This window comes from Rhodococcus aetherivorans (assembly GCF_011058165.1).
Classification (GTDB): domain Bacteria; phylum Actinomycetota; class Actinomycetes; order Mycobacteriales; family Mycobacteriaceae; genus Rhodococcus; species Rhodococcus aetherivorans.
In genome coordinates, this window is record NZ_JAALEG010000025.1 from 1 (window position 1) to 20,944 (window position 20,944).

The following is a 20,944-nucleotide window of genomic DNA, read 5'->3' on the forward strand; positions in this document are numbered from 1 at the left end:
CCCCGGCACCGGCCCCCGCTCCCGAAGCGCCGGCACCGGCGGCCGTGCCTTAGCCGGCCGCCGGTCCCCTCGCCGGTGCCCTAGCCGGCCGCCGGTCCCCTCGCCGGGGCCGTCACCGCCACCAACGCTCGAGGATGCGGGCTACCCCGTCCTCGGTGTTGGTGGCGGTGACCTCGTCCGCGGCCGCCTTCGTGTCCGGGTGCGCGTTCTCCATCGCGACCCCGTGGCGCGCCATCGACAACATCGGGATGTCGTTGGGCATGTCCCCGAACGCGACGATCCCGTCGGCCGCCACCCCCAGGTGCTCGGCCATCAGCTGCAGGCCCGACGCCTTCGTCACCCCCGAGGCGGAGATCTCGATCAGGCCGTTGTCCGTGGAATAGGTGACGTCCACCAGGCCGCAGAGCTGCGGGGCCAGCGCTTCGGCCATCTCGTGGCTCGTCGCCGACGCCATCCGGATCAGCAGCTTCACCGCCGGCTCGGCGATCACCTCGTGGTCGGCGAGCTCGGTGTTGTCCGGATTCAGCCACGCATGCTCGTAGCCGGGGGCGCTGACGAACTGTGGCGTCGCGGCGTCGTGGGCGCTCGCCCCGATCCGCTCGGCGGCCAGACCGCAGCCGGGCAGCACGCTGTTGGCGACGTCGGCAACCCAGGCCAGCTCGTCCGCGGAGAGCACGGCGGCGCTCAGGACCCGGTCGGCGGCGCTGTCGTAGAGCACCGCGCCGTTGGCGCACACCGCCATGGGCGCGAAACCGAGTTGCTCGATCACCGGCGGAATCCATCGCGGCGGACGGCCGGTGGCCAGGACGAACGGCGTCCCGGAGGACACCACGGCCTGCACCGCCGCGCGGGTACGGTCCGAGACGCGCTCCTCGTCGTCGATGAGGGTGCCGTCGACGTCGGTGGCAACCAGGCTCGGCAGATCTCGGCTCACTTCGCCATTGTGCCGGTCCGCCGCGACACGGCGCATCCGGACGACCCGGGCCTCACCGCGGCTGTCGTCGTCACCGGTCGGTGCCGGCATCCTTCTGCGCCCGGCGGGCCTTGCGCGCGGCGGTGTCGGCGTCGTCGAGCGCCGTGGCCTCCGCGAGCGTGGGCGCGGTGCCGCCGAGCCGGGCGGGCACCCAGTACGCACCGGCTTCGTGGACGTAGCTGCCCTGCAGTTCCCGCAGCATGCGCTCCATCGTCTCGTGCAGCTCCGCGGTCAGCTCCGACGCCGACGCGTTCGGCGCGATGGGTTCGCCGACGGCGATCGAGATCGGCGTCTTCGTGCGGCCGAGGCGCTTGGGGTGCCCCTTCGTCCACACCCGCTGGGACCCCCACATCACCACGGGGATGATCGGCACGTCCGCCTCCAGCGCCATCCGCACGGCACCCGTCTTGAAGCCCTTGATCTCGAAGCTGCGGCTGATCGTGGCCTCGGGGAAGACCCCGACCAGCTCGCCCGCACGCAGCGCCGCCACCGCCGCGCGGTAGGAGTCGGCGCCGTCGGCCCGGTCGACGGGGATGTGCTTCATGGCCCGCATCAGGGGACCGGAGATCTTGTGGTCGAAGACCTCCTTCTTCGCCATGAACCGGATGTAGCGCTTGGAGGTGCGGGCGGGCAGGCCCGCGTAGGTGAAGTCCATGTAGCCGACGTGGTTCATGGCGATCACGGCGCCACCGACGGCGGGGATGTTCTCGGCGCCGGTGACGGTGAACTTCAGTCCCTGCGCGGCGAAGACGGTCCGGGCGAGGCCGATGACGGTCCGGTAGAAGGGTTCCACAGTCGGTCAGAGTAGCCGGATCGGCGGCTGCGGGCTCCGCCCGATGTCCGCCGCCCGCCCGATTCGGGATCAAAGGCCCGTATCCGGCCCGGGTTCACCGCCTGGGCGCGGCGCCGCACCGGCGTCCCCCTACGCTGGGTGGTACGTCGGTCAGCACGTCAGGAGGCAACGAAGTGCAGATCACCAGCGTCGGACACGCCGGGTTCCACATTCAGACCGCAGCGGGATCGATCCTGTGCGATCCGTGGGTCAACCCCGCGTACTTCGCGTCGTGGTTCCCCTTCCCGGACAACACGCAGTTGGACTGGGACAAGCTCGGCGACGTCGACTACCTGTACGTCTCGCACCTGCACAAGGACCACTTCGACCCGGAGAACCTGAGCAAGCACGTCAACAAGGACGCGACGGTGCTGCTGCCCGACTTCCCGGTCCCGGACCTGCGCCGCGACCTCGAGCAGCTCGGGTTCACGAAGTTCCTCGAGACGACCGATTCCGTCAAGCACACCGTCAGCGGCCCCAAGGGCGACCTCGACGTCATGATCATCGCCCTGCGCGCGCCCGCGGACGGGCCGATCGGCGACTCCGGCCTCGTCGTCTCGGACGGCGAGACCACGGTGTTCAACATGAACGACGCCCGCCCGGTCGAGATGGACTCGATGCTCGAGGCGTTCGGTCGGATCGACGTCCACCTGCTGCAGTACTCGGGCGCGATCTGGTACCCGATGGTCTACGACATCCCCAAGCGCACCAAGGCGAACTTCGGCAAGCAGAAGCGCCAGCGCGGCATGGATCGCTGCCGCAGCTACATCGACCAGGTCGGCGCGACGTGGGTGGTCCCGTCGGCCGGGCCGCCGGTGTTCCTCGATCCGGCGCTGCGCCACCTCAACGACGACCACGGCGACGAGGGCAACATCTTCCCCGACCAGATGGTCTTCCTCGAGCAGATGCGCCTCCACGGCAACGACGGCGGCGTGCTGATGATCCCCGGTTCGGTGCTCGAGGTGCACGGCAGCACGTCGATGACGCTGACCCACCCGATCCCGGACGCCGACGTCGAGCGGATCTTCACCGACAAGGCCCCGTACATCGAGGAGATGGCGCAGCGCCTGGCCCCTGTGCTCGAGGCCGAGAAGGCGACGTGGGCCCCCGCCGAGGGCGAGCCGCTGCTCGGCCCGCTCAAGGCGAAGTTCGAGCCGATCATGGCGCAGTCCGATCTGATCTGCGACGGCATCGGCTACCCCGTCGGCCTGGTGATGGGCGAGGAGACGGTCGTGCTGGACTTCCCCAAGCGGGTCGTCCGCGAACCCATCGAGGGAGAAGGCAAGTACCGCTACGGTTTCCGCATCGCGCCGGAGCTGGTGCGCACTGTCCTGCGCGACGACGAGCCGGACTGGGTGAACACCATCTTCCTGTCCACCCGCTTCGAGGCGTGGCGTGTGGGCGGCTACAACGAATTCCTCTACACGTTCTTCAAGTGCCTCACCGACGAGCGGATCGCCTACGCGGACGGCTGGTTCGCGGAGGCCCACGACGATTCCGCGTCGATCGAGCTGGGCGGGTTCGAGATCCAGCGCCGCTGCCCGCACCTGAAGGCCGACCTGTCGAAGTTCGGTGTCGTCGAGGGCACCAGCCTCACCTGCAACCTGCACGGCTGGCAGTGGGACCTCGTGACCGGCCGCTGCAAGACCTCCCGCGGTCACGAGCTGCGCTCCCGCAAGCTCTGACCCCCCGTCGCGTGGGTGTGGCCGAATGTCACATGGGTTCAGTTCGATCGAACGCGTGTGACATTCGGCCGCAGCACGTTCGGCAACAGTGCCGGCACGGCGAGCACCAGCGCCCCCAGCGCGACGAGCGCATACGGCCACCACTGCCGCTCGGCGGTCGTCTCCACCGCCGCCCCGACGTCGCCCGACGACGCCGGGGCCGGCGACTTCGGCAGCGCGGCCGTCGCTTCCCGCACGTTGTCCGAGACTCCCTCGATCACCCCGGTGACCGGGCCGACGCCGTCCACGAGCTGTCCGGTGCCGTCGACGAGCTGCCGGCCGCCGTCGTCGAGGAGCATCAGTCCGTCGCGTAGCTGCCGCGAGCCGTCGGCGGCCTGCACCATGCCGGCGACGAACTGCGCGTCCGGGTCGCTCAATTCGTAGGCGAGCTGCCGCGCGCCGCCGCGCAGCTGCTCGAGCTGCGCGAGCGTCTCCGGGCCGAGCCCCTCGGTGTTCAGCCGTCCGACGAGCCCGTCGAGCCGGGCGGCGGCCTCCTGGGACACCGGGTCGGGCGATTGCCGCAGGGTGCCGGCGACGACGGTCAGCTGCTCGGTCACGCCCGCCTGCATCTCCCCGAAGCCGGTGAGCCGGTCGACGACCTGGTCGACGCCATCGCTGACCTGGGTCGCACCGTCGCCGAGCAGGCCCACCCCGCCCTGGAGCTGACCGAGCCCGTCGGCGAGCTGCTGCCCACCCGCGCTGGCCTGCGCGAGCCCGTCGGCGAGCTGGTGGGCGCCGTCGTCGAGCTGGCGGCTGCCGTCGGTGAGCTGCCCGACCCCACCGCCGAGAAGCGCGAGCGGCAACCCGGCCTGCTGAAGGTTGTTGCGGGTGCCGGAAAGCGGGTCGCCGGTCGCGGCGGGCGGTGCGTCGGCCGGCGTCGCGACGGCGGGCGCGTCGGCGTACGCGAAGGCGGAACCGGTACCGATCAGGCCGAGACCGGCGGCGACGAACAGGGCGGGAACGAGACGAGCACGCATGGCGGAGGACGTTAGTCCGGCGAATTAAGAGGGGACTGAGACGGCGGCAGCCACCGCACCGCCGCGACGGCCAGGCCGAGCAGGGGCACCGCCCACGCGGCGAGCACCGCCGCCAGCGGCAGCCAGACCGTTCCGAGCGCGAAGCCGGCGTAGACCGCCACCGACGCGACCTCGCCGACGAGGCCCGACACCGACGTCACGGTCGCGCGGGCGGTCCCGCTCATCGCGTCCTGCATCCGCGCCTCGGCGACGATCATCGCGTTGTGCAGGGCGCCGTAGCCGATGCCGATCGCCACGAATCCCGCCGCGCCGCCGAGCGCGGCACCCGCCGCCAGCAGCACACCCCCGGCGGCGATCACCGCCCCCATGGCGCGACCGGTCATTGCCGCGGTGCGGCCGGCCGTCGCGGCGCCGAGCACCTGTCCCGCAACGGTGATCGCCACCAGCACCGGCGCCGCGGACGTGCTCGAGCCACCCTCGCGCGCCAGCAACGCGAAGTACTCCTCGAACGCGAGGCACGCCGACAGCAGCGCCGCGAGCAGCACCGCGCGGCGCACCACGGCGCTGCGTCGCGCCTCGCTCGTCCCGGCGTGCAGCACCGCCAGGTAGCGGGTCACGAAAGCGCCTGGAACGGCGCCTGTCTCGTCCGCCGAGGCGTGACGGGGGGCGGCCGGCAGGGTGAGGACGAGCAACCCGTTGCCGACGGTGATCGCCACCGACAACCACCCCACCGTCGCGTAGCCGCCCACCGCGAACAGCGGCGCGGCCGACAGCGTCGCGGCGAGGACGCACAGCGTCTCGCCGGCGTTCGCGTAGCCCAGTACCGCCGGATACCGGTGCGCCGCCCCGCGTGCGGACAGTTCGTCGTACACCAGGGCCTCGAACGTCCCGGACTTCAGCGACTCGCTGATCCCCCACGCCACGAAGCCCGCCGCGAACCCCCAGTAACCCGGGAACAGCAGCCACAGGGCGAAGCCCGCGGTGAACAGGACCGCGCTGAGCAGCAACAGGCCCCGGCGGGACACCGTGTCGGCCCACGCGCCCGACGGCACCTCCGCGACGAACGCCACGACGGACCACAGCACGAAGAGCGACGAGATCTCGCCCGTACCGAGGCCGTGGTCCTCGAACAGGAGGGCGTACAGGCCGTAGAGCGGCACGAGTTCGCGGGTGGCCGCGTACGCCACCACACGAACGGTCAGGGAAGAGGCGGAGCCGGATCAACATCGGTGGCGCATGGCTCCAGGGTGGCACGCGCGGACGGGTTTGTCACCGCGCGATACGGTCGGCGGGTGACCGAACGCCAGCGCACCTACACGTGGGACGACCCCGCCCCGACGTCCGCCGCGAACCGCGACATGCAGGGCCTCGACTTCCTGCGCGGCCTGATCGACGGCTCCATCCCGCACCATCCGACGTCGCGCACGCTCGGCTTCCGGGTGACCGACGCCCGCGAGGGCTGGGTGGAGGTGAGCATGGAACCGCAGGAGTTCCACGCCAACGCGGTGGGCAGCGTGCACGGCGGCGTGATCGCGACGATGTTCGACACCGCGATGGGGTTCAGCGTGTCGAGCACGCTCGAGGCCGGTGTCGGGTACACGACCCTGGACCTGCAGGTGCGGTATCTGCGGCCGGTCCAGGCCGGCAACGGCGTCGTCCGCGTGCACGGCATCTGCGAGTACAGCGGCCGTCGCACCGCCACCGCCCGCGGCGAGGCCCGCGACGAGAACGACCGGTTGCTCGCGACCGCGTCGACCACCTGCCTGATTCTGCGCTGACAACCGTCGCCGGACCCGCACACTGAAGTGCATGAGCGTGGAACGCATCGCACTGGACCGCTTCTTCACCCTGTACGGAGAGGCGCTCGCCGGGTTCGACGCCGAGGCCTCGGCCGCGCTGTGGGGTGAACCGGGCACGATCCTGACGGATTCGTTCGCCGGATCGCTGGCGAACCGGAAGGAGATCACCGAGGCGCTCACGCAGAGCAACGAGACCTACCGGAAGCACGGCCTCGCCGGTGTGGGGCACGAGTTGCTCGACCTCTCCCCGGTCACCGACAAGATCGTGCGGGCCCGGGTGCGCTGGTCGTTCCGCGACGCGAACGACGCCGTGATGGCCACCAGCGACTACGAGTATCTGCTGCGCGACGACCCCGACGGCCTGCACGCGTACGTGGCCGTCGGCTGCGACCCGGGCAGCTGAGCCTCAGAAATCCTTCACGCGCTCGGCCGCCGCGTCGAGCACGTACCGGCGTATGTCGGGTGGTGTCCGTGACGTGGACTGGACGTGGACGGCGACATCGTCGGGACCGATCGAGTCCACGAACCGGACAGCAGCGGCCCGATCGAGAGGCGTCGTACCCCAATGGCTGCGGCACAAGGTGTCCGATCGCGTGAACGATCGATCGGCGTCGGTGCCGAGACGATCGACGTAGGTGCCGTACAGGAAGCACTCGGAGAAGTGGAGTTCTCGGGCGACGGCAGCCCGCCAGTCGTCGCCGGTGACCTCGCGGACGCGCTCGCCCACCCTTCGGACGATTCGAGGATCCCATGTCAGAAACGACGTCACATAGTCGGCCGACGGGTCCGACGACCGCGCGTCGAGGCCGAGAAGCCGATTCGCGGCATCGCGCCAAGCCGCGTGTCTCGCCATCGCAGTAGTGATCCCGCCGGGCAGTCGGTAGAATCTGACCGCTCCGCCGCGGAGGAAATCGTCGGCACCGACAGGGCGGATCAGCGCAACATCGGAATCGACGAGCAGAACCACGTTCGCCTCGATGCGGCTCGTCGCTGCGAGTTTGACGATCTGCTGCAGTACCCAACCGCGGACCGGTGGCCAGGGCCGCAGCAGGTTGAGCGCTTCCACTCTCGCCACTCTCGACATCCGGGGGATTCCCCTCAATCGGCTCCCCAGTGGATACGTGGACAGAAAGGAACGCGGCAGCAGTGCGTCGATCGGATGCACCGTCAGCCGACGGGATTCGATGGTCGTGAACAGCGCGACGTCGCGGTTCGGCACGACGACATGGTGGACGACATCGTCCGACGTGTACTGCACGACCGACGAATGCAGTTCCGTGAAATGCCGGAAATCCGGTCTGTAACTTGCAGTCAGTACGGCGAGGGTACCCAACTCCCCCTCCGATCCGATCTGCGCTCGAGTTCACGCATGGAGCCTCCGCCGTGCTCGCGTGACATCGGCGCACGGCAGATCACCGATCTCGGCCATTCACTTTCGAATCTACCGACCGAGACACGACCGTGTGGCGTTTCGGGTACAACACGGACGATCCCACAGGCTTCCGGTATCACAGCCTTCCGGTATACAGTCGTCCATCCGACGTCGTTCCGCCGTCCACTATTCAGGCACGAGGCCGTGCCCGATTGCCACGGGCAGGTACGGTATCCGATACCCGGTGAAGCTCCCCCTGCCGATACATGTGGCGGCTACCCTCGGTTTGTGTCCCGCCCCCGCATCAGAGTTGCTGTCCTCGGGATCAACTACGCGCCGGAAGTAACCGGAGTCGCGCCCTACACGACCGGTTTGGCGACGGGCCTGGCGGCACGCGGACACGACGTCCGGGTCTTGACCGGACTACCACACTATCCCCAGTGGAAGCTCGCCGAGGGATACGGGGGTTTCCGCTGGATCGGAACGATAGACGGTGTCCGCGTCGCTCGGTTCCGTCACCACGTGCCCAGCGGTCGTTCCATGAGGAGACGGGCGATCATGGAACTCACCTTCGGCCTCCAGCTCCTCACCGCGCCCTGGTACCGACCTGACGTCGTGGTGTGCGTGAGCCCCCCTTTGCTGGCCGTTGCCTTGGCAGCGACTCGCACCCAGCTGACCCCGCACCGACCGGCCCTCGGAGTCGTCGTCCACGACGTCTACAGTCGCGCTCTGGTGGAGATGGGCGCGGAATCGGGCCTGTCCGCACGCGCCGTCCGTGCGGTGGAAGCGTTCACGATCCGGCGGGCCGACGGCGTCGCCGTGATCCACGAGGGCTTCGCCACCGATCTCGTGTGCACCTTCGGCGTCGATCCGCGACGGATCCGCGAAGTGCGCAACTGGACGCACATCGCCGTGCCCGACCCGGCCGCCAGCGCCGACTTCCGATCGACGCACAAGTGGGGCGACGATGAGATCGTCGTCCTGCACGCCGGGAACATGGGGACCAAACAGGGGCTGGAGAACGTGATCGACTCCGCTCGCCTGGCCGGCGAACGTGGCCTTCGGGTCCGCTTCGTTCTGCTCGGGGACGGACATCGACGGACAGATCTGCAAGCCGCAGGTGCAGGCGTGCCCAACCTCCAGTTCCTGCCCCCGGTACCCGAGGCCGAGTTCCCTGCGGCGCTGGGCGCGGCCGACGTCCTCCTCGTCAACGAACTCCCCGGCGTAGCCCATATGGCGGTACCCAGCAAGCTGACCTCCTACTTCGCAGCTGGAAAGCCGATCCTGGCGGCCACCGACGAGAGCGGCTTCACCGCGGAGGAGATCGCCGAGTCCGACGCAGGAATCCGGGTCCCGGCCGGACGCCCGGACCTGCTGCTGCGTGAGGCGGTCCGGCTGGGCACCGATCGCGCCCTGGCCGGACGACTGAGCGAGGCCGGCCGGCGCTACAGCGACCTGCTCCTCTCCACGACAGGAGCGATCGACCAGTACGAGCAGTGGATCCTGGATCTTGCCGCGACTCGCCGAACGACACACTCGACACGTGAGGGGGAGGACCCATGAGGCGTCGCGCACTCATCACAGGAGTCACCGGGCAGGACGGATCGTATCTCGCGGAACTCCTGTTGCAGAAAGGGTATGAGGTTCACGGGATCATTCGTCGAGCGTCCACGTTCAACACCGGCCGGATCGATCACCTGTACGTCGATCCGCACGATCCCGATGCCCGGCTGTTCCTGCACTACGGCGACCTGCTCGACGGAACCCGCTTGATGGCGCTACTCGCTCGGATCGGACCCGACGAGGTGTATCACCTGGCGGCCCAACCACACGTCCGTGTCAGCTTCGACGAGCCGGAGTACACGGCCGACACAACCGGACTGGGCACGATCCGTATGCTGGAGTCGATCCGGCAGCTCGGGTTGGACTGCCGCTTCTACCAAGCATCGAGCTCCGAGATGTTCGGCTCCTCGCCACCACCGCAGAACGAGCTCACACCGTTCCATCCCCGCTCGCCATACGGCGTCTCGAAGGTGTTCGCATACTGGGCGACCCGGAACTACCGGGAGGCGTACGGCCTTTTCACCGTCAACGGGATCCTGTTCAACCACGAATCACCGCGCCGCGGAGAAACATTCGTTACCAGGAAGATCACGCGCGCGGTGGCCCGGATCCGCGCCGGACTCAACGAGCATCTGTACCTGGGCAATCTCGACGCCGTGCGCGACTGGGGCTATGCTCCGGAGTACGTCGAAGGGATGTGGCGCATGCTCCAGGCGGACCGTCCCGACGACTACGTGCTCGCCACCGGCAGAGGTTGTACGGTAAGAGAATTCCTTTCTCTGGCCTTCGAGCACGCCGGTCTCGACTGGCAACGGCGCATTCGGTTCGACGAGCGCTACCTGCGTCCCGCCGAGGTCGATGCGATTGTCGGCGATGCATCCAAGGCCCGGTCGCTGCTCGGGTGGGAAGCCCGGGTTCAGGTGCCCGAACTGGTGCGGATCATGGTGGAAGCGGACATCCGGTCGCTCGAGGCAGGCGGTACGTCGTGGATCGACCGGCCGACGGTGGCGGGATGGGGAACATGACGGGACGTCAGGTTCGATACGCATCCTGATGCCGACGGAACCACTCGTAGGTGCTCTGCACCCCCGCTTCGAGCGGAATCGTCGCGGTCCACCCCAGCTCGGTCAGGCGCCGTACGTCGAGAAGCTTGCGCGGCGTGCCGTCGGGCATGGTGGCGTCCCACAGGATCCTGCCGCGGTACCCGACCACGCCGGCGACCAGTTGCGCCACCTCGGCGATGGTCCGATCGGTTCCTGCACCCACGTTGACCACCGAGTCGTCGTCGTAACGATCCAGCAGGAAATGACATGCGTCGGCCAGGTCGTCAGCGTGCAGGAACTCACGGCGCGGGTGCCCGGTACCCCAGCAGGTCACAACGTTCACACCGTCGCGGGTCGCGTCGTAGAACCTGCGAATCATCGCCGGCAGGACATGGCTGTCGTGCGGGTGGAAGTTGTCGCCCGGTCCGTAGACGCTGGTCGGCATCACCGAGATATAGGGCAGATTGTATTGGCGCCGGATCGCCGTGATGTGAAAGATGCCGGCGATCTTGGCGATCGCATAGGCATCGTTGGTGACCTCGAGCGGACCGGTGAGCAAGGCTTCTTCCCGGATCGGCTGCTCGGCGAACTTGGGATAGATGCAACTGGACCCCAGAAACAGGAACCGCTCGACGCCGGACGCCACGGCACTGTCGAGGAGGTTGAGCTGGATCCGCATGTTGTCGGACAGGAATTCGGCCGGTCGGGCCGAATTCGCAGCGATGCCCCCGACTCGCGCGGCCGCGTCGATCACCACTTGGGGCCGGGTTTCCTCGAAGAACGCCCTGGTGGCGTCCGCATCGCGGAGATCCAATCCGATGGAGTCCCGTCCGATCAGATCCGCGAAGCCCCGCGAGGTGAAGTGCCGCCACAGCGCCGATCCGACCAGGCCCCGATGCCCCGCGATGTAGATCCGGGTATCCGTCGAAAGCGGCTCGCACACCATGACCCCCATTGTTCCAGCTTGTCGCTGCAGCTTCGTCGTGTATAACCCGTTTCGGCTCGGTCCTACAGATCCTTGCCGATTCCCCATCCGGCCGGACACGCGTGCGGCAGGATTGAGTTGATGTCAGCCGGAAGGGCACGAGAACGACTGATATGCGCAGCTCGGATCTGCGTCTATCCGTTGTGGTGGGGCGTGGTGCGAGCCCACGCCGCGACGACGGTTCAGGCCGATGTCGATCGGTGGATCGACTGCATCAACGATCCGGAGCTACGGGCCTTGGACGGTTACTCACGCTTCGCCTACCTCGCCGGCGCCCTGGCCGAGTTCCGTACCCTCGTGCACCACCGTCTTCGCCCCGCCCCCATGGCATTGCGGTTCCTGCTCCGCATGCTCTATCGCCCCGCATCCACCCTGACGCTCGATGCCGCCCGGATCGGTCCAGGACTCTTCATCCAGCATGGAGTCGGCACCATCGTTTCCGCCGAGGCCATCGGCAGCAACTGCTGGATCAACCAGCAGGTCACAATCGGATACGACGCGACCGGCAGGCCCACGATCGGCGACCGGGTCCGGATCGCTGCCGGAGCCGTGGTGCTGGGCCCGATCACTCTGCACGACGGCGCAACTGTGGGAGCGAATGCGACCGTGATCCATGACGTACCCGCGGGCGTCACCGTGGTGGCGCCGCTCGCCCGTCCTCTCGGCGAGGTGCAGCCACCGCCCCCCGGTCACGATGGTCGCTGACACCCCGGTTCCTCGACCGGTGGTCGGCGGCGCACCAGCGTTGGCACCCGGAGGAGGTCCGGCACCACCTGACCGACGAAGACGCCCACCGCCCCGGCAGTTACCACGCCCACCGCACCGTATGGCCGCGCCAGCACAAGCCCGAGGCCGAGGCCGATCACGGCCATCGCCACGATGCACCCGGCCTGCCATCGCGCCTCGGTCGGTCGAGTCAACAGCACGCCCGACGGAAGATGGCACCCCTGCGCGACGAACAGCACCCCGAACGAACACGCCAACGCCACCGCGACGTCGACCCGGCCGTCGGACAGCACCGATGCGACCCACGGCCCGAGCGTCGTCAGCACCCCCGCACCGAGCGCGGCCGCTGCCGTGAAGATCGCCGTGACCGACCACCACATGCGCACCGTCGCCTCGATCGCACCCCGCCGCTTCACGAAGACCGGCCAGTAGGCCATTCCTGCGGTGGACAGCACCGACCATCCCACGCCGTACATCTGCGCCATCAGGGCGTACGCCGACAACTCCGCTGGCGTGGACAAATGCGCGAGGAGCAGTCGCCCGGACTGCAAGCCGACGGGTAGACCGACGCCGGCAACGAACATCCACAGGCTTCCTTTCAACAACCGGATCCGCGCCGATGCTGCGCTGACGGGCTCGAATATCGACCGTCCCAGGCCGGACAGACGCAGCGCGACCACCGTGCCCACGATGTGCCCGGCGAGTACACCCCCCAGCGCCGACAGCGCATACCAGATTCCGGCGACGTCGAGCGCGGTCAGTGCAAGAGTCAGCAGCAGGGAGAACGCGGCGGCACTCATGAGGACCAGGGTGGCGATGTGATTCCGGTCGATACCGATGAGGATGCGCACCCCCAACCCCGCAGGAATCGTCAACGCGAACAGCACCACTGCCACGGTGATCGCCCACCGATCCGCAGGACCGGTCGACATGCCCACGAGCGGGCCCCACCCGTCGATCGCCATGACGACGAGTGCGCCGACGATCACCCCGCCGGCCACGGCGGACACGGTCCGATATGCACGGCGTATGACGTCGACGGGGTCCGGATCCCGCTGGGGCACGTTCAACGCTGCGGCGGCGCTGAGTACCGTCGCACCGATACCGAGATCCGCGAAGGGAAACAGTAAGGTCGTCGTGGCGACGAGGGACACCAAGCCGAAGACTTCCTCGCCGGTGTTCCGCACGATGATCGCGGTGTTCACCAGACCGAACACGGCCACGACCGGGGTGCCGAGAATGCGGTACAGCGTGCCGCGAACCAGAGCGCGTTGCTCGACGGGCGCCAACCGACGCGGATCGACCGTCATCGTCGCATTAGTGTCCGGGCGGCGAGCTTGCTGTGCGCCACCACCTCGACCACCCGTGACGCGGCCTCCGATGCCGTGCGACAGCCGAGCGGAAAGTACCCCGCCTCGTCCCACGCGAGCCGCGTGTCCCGGTAATGGTCCCGCAGAGGCCGCACCGACCCCGCCCCGGTGGTATCGAAGTTGCAGACCACACGATCGAGCACGACGGGTGGGCACAGCAGTGCGGCACGCAGCATGTACAGCTGATCCGCGGCGAGGCCGAACTCGACGTCGTAGTCGCCCAACCGATCGAGGATCGCGGCACCGAAGAAGGCCGCCTGATGCGGGATCGGTCTGTCCCCAAGGGCAAACCGCCGAAGCTCGAACGGTACGAAGCCCCACGTCCCGGTGACGTTCCGGTGTGCGTCGACCAGCCGTGCCCGGCCGTAGCCCCAGCGCCGACGCAGGACTGCGCGGCCGTCCCCACCGATCGAGTCGAGTGCGGCCGCGACCGCTCCGGGGTCCGAGAAACAGTCGCCGGAATGCATGAACCACACCAGATCGCCCGTACTCCGAGCGCGACCGAGGTTCATCGCATCGTAGCGGCCCCTGTCCGGCCGGGAGTGCCAATAAGCCAACGAGCGGTCCTGGGACCGCAGATACTGCTCCGCGTCGGCGCCGGATCCGCCGTCGATGACCACGTGCTCTATGTCGAAGTCACCGCGTTGCTCCTGCACGCTCGGCAGTGTCCGCCGAAGGCCTGGCAGGTCCCGATACGAGATGGTCACCACGGACACCGTGGGCCGTGACCGGAGGTCATGCGGCGATACGGTCACCGCGACCGCCGGAGCGGCATCGTCGTCCGTACCTGCCTGGCGGCTGCACGCCCCCGCAACAGCGCAATTCGGACCGCACCGAGCCCGGCATAGGCAAGTGCCTGTGGTCCCGGCCTGCCGTGACGCACAGCGGCCTGCACCGAACGCCATACGCCGACCACCGAGCGGGCCGATACCGCGGCGCTGACCGGACTGGTGCACAGGTAGTCGCCTCGTACCCGTGGCGACTCTCCACGCAGATGTTCCAGTCCCCACGCAATGTACTCGCCGGAGCGGTCGTGGGCTGTGCGGGAGACGGACTCGCCGGACACGTGGTACGTGCTCAATACGTCCGCCAACTGGATAATGCTCAACCCCTCGATCTCCCGCTGCGCCCGCATCAGCCAGCTCGGTTCGTCGTGCACCCCGTCCGGATCCGCGTCCCACCGGATCAAGCGCCCGATCTCGACGGGAAAACACAGCGTCGACGCCTGCAACACGGCGCCGCCGGCCGTCAGGCCAGTGAACCGGAACAGGTAATCCGCCACCGATTGATCCACCTTGACGAGTCGGCGCGGCCAGATGCGCCTCCGGTCGCCGGGGCCCACAACCGCCATGCGGGAGGACACGATCCAGCTCCGGTCCGACCTGTGGGCGACGGCGTCGAGTTGGCGCCGCAACTTGTCGGCGCACCATTCGTCGTCGTCGTCCAGGAGTGCGATCACCGTGCCGCGGGCAGCGTCGATGCCTGCCTGCCGACACCGGCCCGGACCGGCATTCGGACCCACCCCCAGTACGACGATCTGGTCGTTCGACGACACCGGCAGCGGCGCCCCCGTATCGGCAACGACGACGATCTCCTCCACCGGACAGGACTGGTTGAGCACGGACTGCACCGCCCGCGTCAGGGTCGGCCGACCGATCGTCGGGATGACGACGCTGACTCGGGCGTCCGGGGCGGGTCCGTCGTCGCGTCCGTTGGCGACTGGTTGGATCGGCGGCCGCGCAACCCGTGCCGGTTCGCGGCCTGCGCGTACGGACCCGGGGAAATGTCGCGCCGAGAACAACAGCACGATGCAGGCGTAGACCGGAATCAGGTTGTACGTCCATGGCGAGTACAGCAAGTCCCAGATTCCCTGCACTGCAACCACTACCACCAACGGAGCCCACCGGCCGTAACGGGGGCTATTCCACACAAGGGCACCGCAGACGCCCAGCAACCATAGAGGCAGCATTACCGCCGCGACGCCGCCTTCCGCCCACGACGCCAGCACGATGGAATGCAGTGCGGAGTAGTCCCCGGGGATACGCCAGTAGAGTTCGAAAGGCAGGGTCGGTGTGTACCCGAGCCGGATCGCGAGATGTGCCGCCGATGTGTACAACTCGGGTGTGAGGTGCTGTGCATCACCCCATCCGAGCAGTGGTCGCTCGTAGATCGCGGTGAGCGACAGGGGCGGCTCGGGACGTCCGGCGAACAGGGCAGGAAGACCGCTCGAATCCTGCTGCAGCACCTTCGCCTGCAGCGCAGGCCCGAGCAATCCCGTACGGGCGACACTCGGCATCACGACCGCGAAGGTGCCGGCGAACCCGAACACGACGGCGTACTGCCATCCGCGACCGATTCGAGGCGCCAACACCCAACCTGTCAGCACGGTCGCGGCCGCCACGAAGCAGATCAACGCGTGTGAGCGAAAATTCAGGACCAGACTCACAAGTCCGAGCGCGGCGAGCACCGACGGGAGAGCGAGTCGATGTACGCCCGCTTTCACCAACACGAACAGTACGAGGATGGTGGCGGACTGTGCGATGCCGTACTTCCACAGATCGAGGAAGCTCCCGGTCCGTGTCAGCTCGATGCCCCGCACGAGATGGAAGATCACGGTGCCCGCCGCAATCCCCGCAAGTACCGTCGCGATCGCTCGCACGGACCGACCGACGACCACGCTCAAACCGATCAGGTACAGCGCGAACGCCGCGGGAGCCATGACATTCGGAGACAGCACAGCGACGCCGTTGACCAGGCAGGAGGCCAGGTACGAGATCCAGCCCGCCGCCGCGAGCACCAGTGGCAGGAGTTCGATGCCCCGATGCTCGATCAGCAGGTATCCCGGCACCAGCAGCAGGCACAGGATCGACAGGCCGGTTGCCGTCACGTCGGCCACCGGCACGAACGCGGTCACACCGAGAGCGAACACAGCCGCCTGTGCGAGCACGAGTCGGCGTCTGCGCTGTCGCTCGCCGAAGGTGGTAGCCGAACGCGGCCCCGGTCCGACGTCCGCGGCAGGGGCCTTCACAAGGACATCGACCACGGCAGATCGCCCCCTTCGGCTCCCGTCATCCCAGCCGTGACCCTTCACCCTAGCGGTTCTCGATACAAATCGGGCCGGACCTCGTACCGTTACCCACAGAAGCAACCGATCGACCGGTGCAGGAGATCCTCATGTCCGGTGCGCGCGCCAAGCGATCACTGGCGGCACGGCGCGGCCGACCGTACAACAAGGGTCGCGGACTCCTCGCGCAGGCTCTGTGGGTGGCCGTCTCCACCATGCTGTTCTCGCAGGTGTGGTGCCCGAACCGGCTCCGCTGCGCGCTGCTGCGCTGGTTTGGCGCCGAGGTGGGCACCGGTGTGCTGATCAAGCACGGGGTGAGCGTGCAGTGGCCGTGGAAGCTGTCCATCGGCGACAACTCGTGGGTCGGAACCGGGGCCGATCTCTACAACATCGACCGCATCGTCATCGGCTCCGACGTATGCATCTCCCAACAGGCGTACCTGTGCACGGGCAGCCACGATCGGCGCTCGCCGACGTTCGAGTTCGACAATGCGCCCATCGTGGTCGAGGACGGCGCCTGGATCTGCCTCCGGTCGGTGGTGCTGCGCGGTGTCACCATCGGCGCCAATTCGGTGGTAGGTGCCATGGCCGTGGTGTCGGCGAACGTGCCGGCGGACTCGCTCGTCCGGTCGCCGGCACCGAGCGTGGCACCCGGTTGATCAACGTGCGGATCCTGCAGGTGGTGACGCTCTTGAGTCCTGACGGTGCGTACGGCGGCCCGGCCCGGGTCGCTCTCGATCAGAGTCGCGAACTCCGCTGCCGAGGACACGACGTGACCCTCGCAGCGGCAACGCGCGGATTCCCGGTAGTACCGACCGAAGTGAACGATGTGCCGGTGCAACTGTTTCCCGCGAGGACCCTGCTTCCCGGATCCGGCTTCGCCGGACTCGGTGCGCCCGGCCTCGGCCGGTGGTTCCGTCGGTGCCGCGCCGATTTCGACTTGGTGCACGTCCATCTCGGCCGTGACCTGGTGACCCTGCCGGTGGCCGTGACCGCGCTCCGCCACCGAATTCCGTACGCGGTGCAAACCCACGGGATGGTCGTGCCGTCGCGCCATCCGCTTGCCACGCCGCTCGACGCCATCTGGACCCGCAAGGTGCTGCTCAGCGCCGGTGCGGTCTTTCACCTGACGCCGCGGGAACGGGAACAACTGATCGCCGTCGCCGGACCGGACCTGGCGCTGGAACAACTCCGCAACGGTATTCCGGATCTGCCCGTTCGCGCCCCTACCGCGAGCGGACCGCCGGAGGTCCTGTTCGCTGCGCGGCTGCATCCGCGCAAGCGACCGACGGTGTTCGTGGAGATGGCACGCGCCCTGCTCGCCACCGGGGCCGATGCCCGGTTCACCCTGATCGGCCCCGACCAAGGTGAGGGATCTGCGGTGCTAGCCGCGATCGGGAACGAGTCCCGCATCCGCTGGAGCGGACCTGTGGATCCAGCACAGATGCGCCGCCGGGTTGCGTGCGCAACGGTATACGTGCTGCCGTCCGTCCGGGAGCCGTACCCGATGGGGGTGCTCGAGGCGATGTCCGTCGGTGTACCCGTGATCGTCGGCACCGACTGCGGCCTGGCACCGCTCGTCGAGCGAACCGGCAGCGGAATCGTCACCGCTCCCGATGTTCCCGCCCTGACCGCCGCCGTCCGCACTCTGCTGGTGGACCGCACCCTGGCCACAGACATGGGTGAGCGGGCCCGGGCGACCGTACGCCGCGAACTCGGAATGGCACCCGTGTGCCGTCACCTGGAGGACACCTATTCACGACTGATCGGGTGGAAGGCGTGAAGCGACTGGTCGACACTCCGCGGGCGCTGATGGTGGCTGCATTAACACTGATCCTCGCCACCGCACTCACGACGGCGTCGGTCATCGCCCTACGCAGCGATGTCGAGGCCGCCTCTGCCCCACCGCTGCACATCGCAGTCGTCGGCGACTACTACACCGTCGGAACCCAGAACCTGACGGTGTGGCCGACACTCATGGCCCAGCGCACCGGATGGGCCGTCACCAACGTTTCACTTCCCGGCGCCGGATATGCAGCCGACGGCCGGGGCGGATACGCCTTCACGTACCAGGTGGATCGTGCCCAGGCTGCGCAACCGGATGTCGTCCTGGTGGTCGGCGGGACGAGTGACACGTCCTTCGATCCGCAGCGGGTCGCCTGGGGTGCCGGCGATGTGCTGGGCAAGATCGCTCGCGGGGGGCAACGCGCCTTGGTGGTCGGGCCGACCTGGTACGAAACCCCGGTCGCCCCGGAAGTGATCGGTGTGGCCGAGATCGTCCGATCCGCCGCCGAGACGGCCGGCGTGCCGTTCCTGGATGCACTGGACCCACCTTGGCTTACAACGGAACTCATGCGGCCCGACTTGACGGGTCCGACCGACGAGGGCCAGTCGGTGCTCGCGGCCAGAATCGCCGCCTGGGTGCGCGGGGAGGTACACGAATGAAGATGCGGCCATTCGATGCGGCATTGACCCTGCTCGCAAGCGCTGTCATCTGCGGCGGGGTCGCGGTGACAGCGGCGCCGATCTGGGGGTCGACGGGCATCACGTCCCCCGCGGTCGCGCCGCCGAGCACCGCAGATCTCGCCGGGACGGCCCCCCCGACAGCGCTGTTCATCGGCGATTCGTACACCAGCGGCACGGATCTCGCCGAGAACTCCTATGCCTGCCGGGCAGCCGCGCGCATGGGCTGGACGTGTGCACTGTCGGGGATCCCGGGGACCGGCTACATCAGTGGCGGACCGCCTAATCGCTTTGTCGTCAACGAGTACATCGGGGAGACCACGTCGTTCTCCGAGCGGATTCCGGAACTGGACGCTCGATACGACCCCGACTACGTAGTCCTCGACGGTGGACGCAACGACGGATTCGCACCTGCGGAGGATGTCTACGAGGCGATGGTCCACACGCTCGGTGAGGTGCGCCGGACGTGGCCGGAGGCGACGATCGTGTTCGTACGGCCGAGGACATTGGCCGATCCCTCCGACACCATCGGGTTCGACGACGCCTCCATGGCTCGACTGCGAGACGAGCCTGCCGCCGAGGGTGTGCTGTTCGTAGATCCGATCCACGACGGATTCGCAGGCACCGAAACGTCCCCGATCCTGCTCGAGGACGGTCTTCACCCCAATTCCCGGGGTGACCGGGAACTGAGCGCCGCGCTCGTCTCGGCACTGCAATCCCTCGGCTTGAGCGCGACGCCATGAATCCGGCGATGCTCGAGTACGCCCGCGTGCTCCGCGAGCGGTGGCGGTGGCCGGCCTGGGGTGCGGTGCTCGCGGTGGGGTTGGCCATCGTCGTGCTGCTCGTAGCGCCACCGGTCTACAGATCGACGGCAACCGTCTTCATCCGCACACCCGGCGATGTGAGCCGCGCCGTCGACGGCGGCGACACCTATGCGAGGCACCGCGCCGGAACCTATGTGGAGTTCGCCCGCAGCCCGGAACTCGCGGCCCGGGTGATCGCCGATCTCGGACTCGACCTCGCACCCGAGGAACTGGCCGGTCGGATCACGGCGGAGAACACCGCCGGGACGGTCCTGATCGAGGTCGGCGTCGGCGCGCCCACCGCCGCCGAGGCGCAACAGACCGCAACCGTCTATCTCTCCGAGTACGCGGCCACGGTGAAGGCGCTGGAAACGGTAGCGGGTTCGGTGGTACCGAGAGCGGAACTCGTGGTGGTCGATCCGCCCGGGCGGCCGACTCGAGCGGATGCGTGGGGCGCGCCGATCCCCGTCGTGCTGCTCGGCGCCGGCCTGGTGGGAGTCGTGCTCGGCGCGCTCGGCGCGGTCCTACGCTCGGTCTTCGATCGAACGGTACGCGACCCCCGTGACGTCGCCCGGATGTGCGGGCGGCCTGTACTCGGGCCGGTCACGCGCGCACCCACCGGCATCGTCACCGACGACGCACGCGTCGCCGCCCGCGACCTGCAGAACGTGGCCGACGGACCTGACCATCACCGCATCGTGGTGGTCACCGAGCCCGAGACCGGAGCGGGCGCGACGTACGCCGCCGTCGCCCTGACCGCTGCGCTGCAGGAACTGTCCGGCGCGGCCGTTCTCGTCGACCTCGACCTGCGTTCCCGCACTCTGACGGAGCGGCTGGGACGGTCGGATGCGCCCGGTATCACCGATGTTCTGGAGGGCCGTTCCGAACTGGAGGAGGCGTTGACCAAGTCGGATGCCGGACCGTTTCTCGGCTCGGGCCACAGCATTCCTGCCCCCACAGAAGCTGTCGGCTCGCCGGCGCTGCGCGAACTGACAGCGGAGCTCGGCGCCCGGTATTGCTGGGTAGTCCTGGTCTGTGCGCCGGTCCTGTCGACTGTGGATGCCACGGTGGTCGGAGCCCAGGCGGACGCGACAGCACTCGTCGTGAGCCTGGGGGTCACCACGGAGGAGCAGGTGCGGCGCGCGTGCGAGGTCCTGCCGCGGCACCCGGCGTCGGTGGTGTTCCTCGATCGGGTGCCGGATCACCCGATGCCGACCGTGTCCCGGACGGAAGAAGGCGCAGGTGCGTAG

General features: G+C 68.5%; 20 protein-coding genes. 11 read left to right on the plus strand and 9 right to left on the minus strand.

What is annotated here, in order from left to right:
* Positions 1 to 112: 112 nt before the first annotated feature.
* Both G6039_RS12420 and G6039_RS12425 read right to left on the minus strand, forming a co-directional pair.
* Positions 113 to 934 carry a Cof-type HAD-IIB family hydrolase gene (locus G6039_RS12420; protein WP_029547012.1) on the minus strand — a complete coding sequence of 274 codons (822 nt, stop codon included), beginning with the start codon at positions 932 to 934 and terminating at the stop codon, positions 113 to 115.
* A gap of 70 nt (positions 935 to 1,004) precedes the next feature.
* Complete coding sequence (locus G6039_RS12425) at positions 1,005 to 1,766, minus strand: lysophospholipid acyltransferase family protein (protein ID WP_043798758.1); 762 nt, start codon at positions 1,764 to 1,766, stop codon at positions 1,005 to 1,007.
* A gap of 173 nt (positions 1,767 to 1,939) precedes the next feature.
* On the opposite strand from G6039_RS12425, the gene G6039_RS12430 reads away from it, so the two are divergent.
* Complete coding sequence (locus tag G6039_RS12430; protein ID WP_029547011.1) at positions 1,940 to 3,490, plus strand: MBL fold metallo-hydrolase; 1,551 nt, start codon at positions 1,940 to 1,942, stop codon at positions 3,488 to 3,490.
* Between the two features lie 38 nt (positions 3,491 to 3,528).
* Here the strand turns inward: G6039_RS12430 and G6039_RS12435 are convergent, their stop codons facing one another.
* Positions 3,529 to 4,506, minus strand: a complete 978-nt coding sequence (locus tag G6039_RS12435; protein WP_043798760.1) for a membrane protein — start codon at positions 4,504 to 4,506, stop codon at positions 3,529 to 3,531.
* Positions 4,507 to 4,517: 11 nt separating this feature from the next.
* Entirely contained in the window at positions 4,518 to 5,696 is a 1,179-nt protein-coding gene (locus tag G6039_RS12440) for an MFS transporter (protein WP_043798761.1), read from the minus strand.
* Between the two features lie 168 nt (positions 5,697 to 5,864).
* On the opposite strand from G6039_RS12440, the gene G6039_RS12445 reads away from it, so the two are divergent.
* Complete coding sequence (locus G6039_RS12445) at positions 5,865 to 6,284, plus strand: PaaI family thioesterase (RefSeq protein ID WP_202917463.1); 420 nt, start codon at positions 5,865 to 5,867, stop codon at positions 6,282 to 6,284.
* Between the two features lie 31 nt (positions 6,285 to 6,315).
* Entirely contained in the window at positions 6,316 to 6,708 is a 393-nt protein-coding gene (locus G6039_RS12450; RefSeq protein WP_006944530.1) for a hypothetical protein, read from the plus strand.
* Positions 6,709 to 6,711: 3 nt separating this feature from the next.
* Here the strand turns inward: G6039_RS12450 and G6039_RS30580 are convergent, their stop codons facing one another.
* Entirely contained in the window at positions 6,712 to 7,638 is a 927-nt protein-coding gene (locus G6039_RS30580) for a DUF6492 family protein (protein WP_241258768.1), read from the minus strand.
* Positions 7,639 to 7,965: 327 nt separating this feature from the next.
* Between G6039_RS30580 and G6039_RS12460 the strand changes: the two genes are divergently transcribed.
* On the plus strand, positions 7,966 to 9,240 hold the full coding sequence (locus G6039_RS12460; protein ID WP_037201312.1) for a glycosyltransferase family 4 protein: 1,275 nt from the start codon (positions 7,966 to 7,968) through the stop codon (positions 9,238 to 9,240).
* Positions 9,237 to 10,265, plus strand: a complete 1,029-nt coding sequence (gene gmd / locus G6039_RS12465; protein ID WP_029547007.1) for a GDP-mannose 4,6-dehydratase — start codon at positions 9,237 to 9,239, stop codon at positions 10,263 to 10,265. The genes G6039_RS12460 and gmd overlap by 4 nt, the downstream gene beginning before the upstream one ends.
* Positions 10,266 to 10,272: 7 nt before the next feature.
* Here the strand turns inward: gmd and G6039_RS12470 are convergent, their stop codons facing one another.
* Positions 10,273 to 11,238: a GDP-L-fucose synthase family protein gene (locus tag G6039_RS12470; RefSeq protein ID WP_051359232.1), complete on the minus strand. Its 966-nt coding sequence runs from the start codon at positions 11,236 to 11,238 to the stop codon at positions 10,273 to 10,275.
* Positions 11,239 to 11,301: 63 nt separating this feature from the next.
* Here G6039_RS12470 and G6039_RS12475 point away from each other — a divergent pair, with 63 nt between their 5' ends.
* Positions 11,302 to 11,973, plus strand: coding sequence for a serine O-acetyltransferase (locus G6039_RS12475; protein ID WP_277606665.1), 672 nt, complete (start codon positions 11,302 to 11,304; stop codon positions 11,971 to 11,973).
* On the opposite strand, the gene G6039_RS12480 is transcribed toward G6039_RS12475, so the two are convergent.
* Genes G6039_RS12480 through G6039_RS31245 form a run of 3 tightly spaced genes read right to left on the minus strand, consistent with a single transcriptional unit; the run spans position 11,958 to position 16,161 of the window.
* Positions 11,958 to 13,304: a lipopolysaccharide biosynthesis protein gene (locus G6039_RS12480; protein WP_029547004.1), complete on the minus strand. Its 1,347-nt coding sequence runs from the start codon at positions 13,302 to 13,304 to the stop codon at positions 11,958 to 11,960. The two genes, G6039_RS12475 and G6039_RS12480, sit on opposite strands and share 16 nt — an antisense overlap.
* Positions 13,301 to 14,119: a glycosyltransferase gene (locus G6039_RS12485; protein WP_051359231.1), complete on the minus strand. Its 819-nt coding sequence runs from the start codon at positions 14,117 to 14,119 to the stop codon at positions 13,301 to 13,303. The genes G6039_RS12480 and G6039_RS12485 overlap by 4 nt, the downstream gene beginning before the upstream one ends.
* On the minus strand, positions 14,116 to 16,161 hold the full coding sequence (locus G6039_RS31245) for a glycosyltransferase (RefSeq protein ID WP_235194044.1): 2,046 nt from the start codon (positions 16,159 to 16,161) through the stop codon (positions 14,116 to 14,118). The genes G6039_RS12485 and G6039_RS31245 overlap by 4 nt, the downstream gene beginning before the upstream one ends.
* Positions 16,162 to 16,538: 377 nt before the next feature.
* Here G6039_RS31245 and G6039_RS12500 point away from each other — a divergent pair, with 377 nt between their 5' ends.
* The 5 genes from G6039_RS12500 to G6039_RS12520 are packed head-to-tail and all read left to right on the plus strand — an operon-like array spanning position 16,539 to position 20,944.
* Positions 16,539 to 17,087, plus strand: coding sequence for an LbetaH domain-containing protein (locus G6039_RS12500; RefSeq protein ID WP_029547002.1), 549 nt, complete (start codon positions 16,539 to 16,541; stop codon positions 17,085 to 17,087).
* A gap of 23 nt (positions 17,088 to 17,110) precedes the next feature.
* Entirely contained in the window at positions 17,111 to 18,211 is a 1,101-nt protein-coding gene (locus G6039_RS12505; RefSeq protein ID WP_235194045.1) for a glycosyltransferase, read from the plus strand.
* Positions 18,208 to 18,873 carry an SGNH/GDSL hydrolase family protein gene (locus G6039_RS12510; RefSeq protein WP_231385990.1) on the plus strand — a complete coding sequence of 222 codons (666 nt, stop codon included), beginning with the start codon at positions 18,208 to 18,210 and terminating at the stop codon, positions 18,871 to 18,873. Before G6039_RS12505 ends, G6039_RS12510 begins: the two co-directional genes overlap by 4 nt.
* Positions 18,870 to 19,634 (plus strand): SGNH/GDSL hydrolase family protein, encoded by a 765-nt coding sequence (locus G6039_RS12515; RefSeq protein WP_029546999.1) that lies wholly within the window; start codon positions 18,870 to 18,872, stop codon positions 19,632 to 19,634. Before G6039_RS12510 ends, G6039_RS12515 begins: the two co-directional genes overlap by 4 nt.
* Positions 19,631 to 20,944: a tyrosine-protein kinase domain-containing protein gene (locus G6039_RS12520; RefSeq protein WP_029546998.1), complete on the plus strand. Its 1,314-nt coding sequence runs from the start codon at positions 19,631 to 19,633 to the stop codon at positions 20,942 to 20,944. The genes G6039_RS12515 and G6039_RS12520 overlap by 4 nt, the downstream gene beginning before the upstream one ends.